The following is a 6,743-nucleotide window of genomic DNA, read 5'->3' as shown; positions in this document are numbered from 1 at the left end:
CGCCGTCGCGCTCGCCGGGCTCGTCACCGTCGCGGCGGCGCCCGGACCGGCGGCCGCGATCGCCGGGTTCGGGCTGGCCGGGCTCGGGCTCTGCTCGATGGCGCCGAGCGCCTACGCCACCGCGGGAAGCCGCGATCCGGGCGGCCGGGGCGTCGCCGTGGCCCGGGTCGGCGTCTTCAACTACGTCGGGTTCGTCAGCGGCACCGTGATGGTCGCGGCCGTGCATCCGCTGTCCGGCTACCGCGCCGGCTACGCGGTGGCCGCCGCCGCCCTGGTCGTCGTGGTCGCGCTGGCCGGCCGCCTGTCCACCGGCACCGGCCCGGCCACCACCCCGGCCGACCGCGCCGACCCGGCCGCCCCCGTCACCGGCGCGCCCGGCCCCGACGAGCGTCCTGCCGTCGACTCACCCGCCGGCGGACGCCTGGACACGCCCTAGCTCCGGGCGCGAGCGCGAGCCTTCGGGTGGACGGCGCCGTCCGGCCGGGAGCGGGCCGCCGCGCGCCGCGGTCAGGACGCGGGCACGGTGACGCCGACGAGCTTGGCGAGGAAGCGGTCGATCTGGTGTTCCAGCGGCGGCCACGGCTGGTCCGGCAGGTTGACGCGCATCGACACCGCCCCGTGGACGGCGGCGCGCAGGTCCAGGGAGACCGTCGCCGCGTCGCCGGCGGGGGCGAGGCCGGCGTCCATGCAGCGCTGGACGGCGGCGGTGGCGCGCTCGCCGATCTCCAGCCTGAAGGTGGTGTCGGCGCGCCGGCTGAGCGTGCTCTCGTGCAGCACCTTGTACAGGCCCGGATGCGCGTGCGACCAGGTCCCCATGACGAGGACCCGGGCGCGCAGCTTCGCCACCGGATCGTCGTGGGCCGCGTCCGCCTCGTCCGCGGCGCGGACGAGGTCGTCGTGGCAGCGCCGCATCGCGGCGAGGACGAGGGAGTCCCGGTCGGCGAAGTGGATGTAGACCGACGTCGCGGCGATCCCTATCTCGCGGGCGACCGCGCGCAGCGACAGCGCCTCGTCGTCGGCGAGCTCGTCCAGCAGCCGGAGCGCCGCGTCGATGATCTCCTCGCGCAGCCGCTCGCCCTGGCCCCGCCGGTTGCGGCTGCGGGTGCCGCCCGGAGCCGCGTCGCGCACGTCCATGATCCGCATTGTATCGGCACAGCCGTTGCGCTACGGTCTTAGCGCTACAGGCGTTCGGCTACAGGTGTTCAGTTATAGTGAGGGGACAGCCGTGTCCGATGCGGAGACGAGCAGGAAGACGGCCCCGGCCCAAGGCGGGGCCGGTCCGAGCAGGAAGGACGTCGCGGCGACCGGAACCCCCCGGCGCCCGCCGGGGACGGCGCGACCCGCGAGAGGGCCGAAGCCCCGATGACCTCGACCCCCGGGACCGCGAACCCGCCCGCGGCTACCGCCACCGCACCCGACCCGCGCCGCTGGTGGGCCTTGGCCGCCGTCGCGACGGGCCAGCTCATGGTCGGCATCGATATGACGATCATGAACATCGCGCTGCCGTCGCTCCAGCGCTCGCTGCACCTCTCCGACCCGGACCGGGCATGGGTGATCACCGTGTACGCCCTCGGCTACGGCGGCCTGCTGCTCCTCGGCGGGCGGCTCTCCGACCTGGCAGGGCGCCGCCGCGCCCTGCTGGCCGGGCTCGCCGGGTTCGCGCTGGCCTCCGCGCTCGGCGGCGCGGCGGCCGGCCTTCCGGCGCTGCTCGCCGCGCGGGCGCTCCAGGGCGCCTTCGGGGCGCTGCTGACCCCGTCCGTCCTCGCGACGCTCGCCGCGACGTTCGCGACGCCCGCCGAGCGCGGCAGGGCGTTCGGGATCTACGGCGTCGTGATGGGCAGCTCCAGCGGCCTCGGCGTCGTCCTCGGCGGCGTTCTCACCGACTACCTGGACTGGCGCTGGTGCATGTTCGTCAACGTGCCCATCGCCGTCGCGGCGGGGGCGGGCGTCCTGTACGCCGTCCGCCCCGTGCCGCGGGCGCCCGGGGTGCGGGTCGACGTCACGGGCGCGGTGCTCGCCACCGCCGGGCTGATGGCGCTCGTCCTCGGGTTCGCGCGCGCCGAGCCGGACGGCTGGGGCGCGGGAACGACCGTCGCCTCGCTGGCGGCCGGCATCGTGCTGCTGGCGATGTTCGCGTTCACCGAGACCCGTGTGGCCGTGCCGCTGCTGCCGCCGCGGGTCGTCCTGGACCGGCGGCGGGGCGGGTCCTACCTCGCGGTCCTCGGACTGTCGGCGGGGATGTTCGCCGCCCTGTTCTTCCTCACCTTCTATCTGCAGAACGTGCTGCACTACTCACCGGTCAGGGCCGGGCTGGCGTTCCTGCCGCTGACGGCCGGGCTGATGGCCGGCGTCCGCGCGGTGAGCCCGCTGCTGATGCGCGCGAGGGTGCGGTCGCTGCTCGTCCCCGGGCTGGCCGTGGTCGCGGCGGGGCTCGCGCTGCTCGGCACCGTCCGCACGGACAGCGGCTACTGGACGCACGTCCTGCCGGTGTTCCTGCTCATCGGGCTCGGCACCGGCTGGGTGCTGGTCACGGCCAACAGCACCGCGACGCTCGGCGCGGGCGCCGACACCGCCGCGGCGGGCGCCGCGGTCATGACGTCGCAGCAGATCGGCGCGTCGCTCGGCACCGCGCTGCTCAGCACCGTCGCCGGGACGGCGGCGGCCGCGCACCTGCGCGCGCACCCGGGAAAGGTCCCGGAGGCCGCCGTCCACGGCTTCGGCGTGGCGAGCCTCGGCGCGGCGGCCTGCCTCGGCGCCATGGCCGTGGTCGTCTTCCTCATCACCGGCCCGCACGGTGCTCAGCGCGAGTGACGGGCGGGCGCGGCGTCAGTCGCCGGTGGACGCCTGGATGCCCCACAGCCCCTGGAAGTGGGCGCCGGGCTCCAGGTGGACGACGTCCTCGCCGGTCGCGAAGGCGTTCGGCGGGCACGTCATCGGCTCCACGGCGAGGCCCTGGCGGGGGTCCGGCGCCTGGTCGGCGGTGTAGAGCTGCATCCACGGGTGCGCGCCGTCCGACCAGAGCCGGGTCGTCCGGCCGCCGCCGGAGAGGGTCGCCCAGGCGCGGCCGAGCCCGTCGCGGCTGAGGCCGGTGTACGCGTTGTCGATCCTCCGCTCGCCGAGGACCGCCCCCTTGCGGAGGTCGTACTGCGTCCCGGCCACGTCGGCGGGCGGGTCGGCCGGGAGCATCCGGTCATCTACCGGCAGGTAGCGGTCGGCGCCCAGCGTGACGGTGCAGCGGTCGATGGGCTCGCCGACGGTGAGGTAGGGGTGGGCGCCGTGCCCGTACGGCGCGGTCGCGGTGCCCGTGTTGCGCGCCGTCATCCGGACGGTCAGCCCCTCCGCCTCGTCCAGGACGTACTCGGCCTCCAGATCGAGGCGGAACGGGTAGCCGCCCGACCCGAGCAGCCGGTACCGCAGCCGGACCCGGTCGCGCCGGTGCTCGGCGGCGGTCCAGGACGACCAGCGCACCAGCCCGTGGATCGCGCAGTCCTTGTCGGGCTCGGACACGTCGAGCTGGTGGACGGCGCCGCCGTAGGCGTAGCGTCCGTGGTCGATCCGGTTCGGCCAGGGGGCGAGGAGCTGCCCGAACGCCGCCGGGGCGGGCTCGCCGGGGTCGTGGGGCAGCACGATCGGGCGCCCCTCGTGCGCCAGCTCGCGCAGGCTCGCGCCCGCCTCGGTGATGACGGCCTCATACGGCCCGGCGGAGAGCGCGTACTGCTCCCCGGTGATCGACTCGGTCATGCCCGGACCGTACCCTCCGCCGGAACCTCCCTCACGCCGCACCGCGCCGGACGGGCTCAGGTCCGGTCGGCGAGGGCGTGCAGGGCGTCGGTGAACACGCTCGCGGGCGGCTCGACGAGCCCGGCGCCGACCTGCCCGGTCCCGGCCTCCCGTCCGGCGATGCCGGTGTCGATGACGGGCAGGATGCCGGTGCGGACGACGCGGGTGACGTCCACCCCGGCGGGCGTCCCGCGGAAGGACAGCAGGGGGATCTGGAGCACCGGGTGCTCGGCGAGGGTGATCTCGTACATGCGCTGCGTCGCGGCTACGGCGTCGGGCACCTCGCCGCCGACGAACCGGACGATGGCGGGCGCGGCGGCCAGCGCGAACCCGCCGAGGCCCGCCGTCTCGGTGATGGCGGAGTCCCCGATGTCGGGGTTGGCGTCCGCGGGCCCGTAGCCGCCGAGGTAGAGCCCGTCGGGGACGCCGGCGGGCCCGGTGAACCAGCGGTCGCCCGTCCCCGACACCTGGATGCCGAAGTCGGTGCCGTTGCGGGCCATCGCCACGACCAGGCTGGAGCCGGGGACGCCGCGCGCCGCGTCCGCCGCCGCCTTCGCCGCCGCCATGCCCGCGTTGAGGAAGAAGTGGTCGTTGCCCGCCGCGAACCGCAGCGCCTCGGCGGCCCGCTCCCGGGGGACGTCCGCGGCGGCGAGGTCGGGCGCCAGCTCGCGCAGCAGCAGCGACGTCGCCGCCCGGTTCCGGTTGTGCAGCTCGTCGCCCATCTGGAGCGCCTGCGCGATGAGCCCGAGCAGGTCGAGCGGGCCGTGCCGCCGGACGGCCGCGCGCAGCGCCGGGCCGAGGACGTCGCCCATCCAGCGGAGCCGCTCGATCACCTCGGGCCCGTACGCCCCGTACCGCAGGACCTTGCCGAGGCCCTCGTTCAGCGAGCAGTAGGACGTGCCGCCGTGCTCGGCGTCCTCCACGACGAGCATCCACATGGACGGGCTGACCACGCCCGCCATCGGCCCGACCGCGCCGTGGTGGTGGCACGGCTCGAACACGGCGGCGCCGCGCGCGAGCTCCCGCTCCGCGCCGGGCGGGGTCTCGGCCATCCCCTCCAGCAGCATCGCGCCGATCAGCGCACCGCGCATCGGGCCGGACGCGCGGTCCCACTCCAGCGGCGGGCCCGCGTGCAGGAACGCGCCGGTCTCCAGCCCGAGCGCCTCGCGGGCGGGCCGGACGTCCACGAGGTGGGGGCGGGCGGTCAGCATCCGCCGCACCGCGCGGGCGTTCGCGTCCGCGTGGCCGGGCGCGCCGAGCACCGCGGCGAGGGCCGCGTCCGTGCCGGGCGGCGGCGGCCGCCAGTCGACGGTCTCCACGGGGACGGCCTGCCCCGCGAGCGCGTCGGCGAGCACCTCCACCCCGGCGGCGACGACCCGCGGCTCCCGCGCGAGCAGCCCCCCGAGCCGATCGCCCGCCCGCCCGGCGCCGTGCCGCTCGCTCATGTGGGGGTTCCTGTCAGCAGGGCCACCGCGTGGCGGGCGGCCTGGGCGTTGGAGGCGAAGACGTCCGCGCCCGCGCCGCACAGCGCCGTCGCCTGGCGGTCGCGGTCCTGCGGGTCGGCGGCGGTCCCGCACAGCGAGACCACGGCGGCCAGATCGGAACGGTCCCGCAGCGCCGCGGCGAGGGCCGGGGCCAGCGTGGACGCGGGGTCCGGGTCGGCGCCGTGGCCGAGCACGACGTCCAGCAGCAGGACGCCCGCCGCCGGGTCGGCCGCCTCGCGGGCGAGGGCCTCCAGCCGGAGCCCCGGGTCGATCATCGGATGGGCGCGGCCGCGGGTGTAGGCGTCGTCGCCGAAGTCGGTGAGCCGGTGGCCGTGGGCCTCCAGGTCCCAGCCGAGCGCGCCCCGGGCGATGACCTCGGCCTCGTCGCGGAGGGTCCCGCCCGCGAACAGGCCGCGCAGCGCGCTCCCCGCCGCGGCGGTCCGGGGCCGGTGCGGCGGGGACCAGGACGGCCAGGCGGGCACCGGCCGGCCGAGGGCCCGCAGCGCCTGCTCCGCCGCCTCCGTGAGGTCGTCTTCGCCGGGCACCGGCAGCGCGAACACGACGGGGGTGTCCAGCCGCCGGGCCGCCTCGCGGATCAGGTCGGCGACCTGCGGCGCGGGCGGCTTGGACACCAGCACGATCAGCTCGGTGCCGGGGTCGGCGTCCAGCGCGGCGAGCGCGGCCAGCGCTGACCGGCCGCTCACCTCGGGCGACAGGTCCCGGCCGCCGACGCCGAGGACGGAGCTGACGCCGGTGCCCGCCGCGTCCAGCAGGCACATGAGCTGCTGCGCGCCCGTCCCGGACGCCGCGACCACGCCCACCGGGCCGGGCCGCACCGCGTTGGCGAAGCCGAGGCCCGCGCCGCCGACGACGGCGGTGCCGCAGTCGGGGCCCATCACGATGAGCCCGCGCCGCGCCGCCGCCTCCTTCAGCGCGATCTCCTGCGCGACGGGCACGTTGTCGCTGAAGATCATGACGTTGAGGCCCGCGTCGAGCGCGTCCATCGCCTCGGGGAAGACGTGCGGCCCGGGCACCGACAGCAGCGCGACCGTGGCCCGGGCGCGGGACGCGGCGGACGCGGTCGTGCGCGGCGGCGGAGGGGTCCCGAGCAGCCCGCCGCCCGCCGGGACGCGGGCCGGTTCGTCGAGCAGCCCGTCGAGGGCGGCGCGGGCGGCGTCCAGAGCGGCGCCGCCGTCCGCGCGGATCGCCACGACGAGGTCGCCCGGCCCGGTGCCCGGCGGCACCGCGAACCCCATCCGCTCCAGCAGGTCGATGTTCAGCTCGGTGCCCATCGCGGCCATCGCGCCGCCGACGCCTTCGCGTTCCCGGACGAGCCGGCTGACCCGCATGAGGGTGACCGAGTCGCGGTAAGCCCCCCGCCGCACCTCGACCCAGTCGTTCACCGGCGTCCTCCGAGCCCGCTCACGCGGTCGCCCGGCGGGGACGGGCGCGGGCGCCGGCGTGGCGGCCGGCGGCGCG

Annotated in this window: 5 protein-coding genes and 1 pseudogene; 2 read left to right on the top strand and 4 right to left on the bottom strand. The window is 77.2% G+C overall.

Features of this window, described 5'->3' with window-relative positions; genetic code table 11:
• Positions 1 to 436, top strand: a pseudogene (locus tag E1300_RS50945) (hypothetical protein); the annotation flags it as partial.
• A gap of 71 nt (positions 437 to 507) precedes the next feature.
• Here E1300_RS50945 and E1300_RS46160 read toward each other — a convergent pair.
• Positions 508 to 1,134: a TetR/AcrR family transcriptional regulator gene (locus E1300_RS46160; RefSeq protein WP_131763603.1), complete on the bottom strand. Its 627-nt coding sequence runs from the start codon at positions 1,132 to 1,134 to the stop codon at positions 508 to 510.
• A gap of 228 nt (positions 1,135 to 1,362) precedes the next feature.
• Between E1300_RS46160 and E1300_RS46155 the strand changes: the two genes are divergently transcribed.
• On the top strand, positions 1,363 to 2,811 hold the full coding sequence (locus E1300_RS46155) for an MFS transporter (protein ID WP_131763602.1): 1,449 nt from the start codon (positions 1,363 to 1,365) through the stop codon (positions 2,809 to 2,811).
• Between the two features lie 15 nt (positions 2,812 to 2,826).
• Here E1300_RS46155 and E1300_RS46150 read toward each other — a convergent pair whose 3' ends face one another.
• From E1300_RS46150 to E1300_RS46140, 3 genes are all read right to left on the bottom strand, one after another.
• Positions 2,827 to 3,741 (bottom strand): aldose 1-epimerase family protein, encoded by a 915-nt coding sequence (locus tag E1300_RS46150; protein WP_131763601.1) that lies wholly within the window; start codon positions 3,739 to 3,741, stop codon positions 2,827 to 2,829.
• A gap of 56 nt (positions 3,742 to 3,797) precedes the next feature.
• Positions 3,798 to 5,225, bottom strand: a complete 1,428-nt coding sequence (locus E1300_RS46145; RefSeq protein WP_131763600.1) for a YlbE family protein — start codon at positions 5,223 to 5,225, stop codon at positions 3,798 to 3,800.
• On the bottom strand, positions 5,222 to 6,743 hold a 1,522-nt coding region (locus tag E1300_RS46140; RefSeq protein ID WP_306440705.1), incomplete at its 5' end, for an AllF/FdrA family protein. The genes E1300_RS46140 and E1300_RS46145, both read right to left, overlap by 4 nt.

Origin of the sequence: Actinomadura fibrosa (assembly GCF_900659615.1) — a bacterium.
Classification (GTDB): Bacteria; Actinomycetota; Actinomycetes; order Streptosporangiales; family Streptosporangiaceae; genus Spirillospora; species Spirillospora fibrosa.
This window is presented reverse-complemented; position numbering and strand designations above follow the sequence as displayed.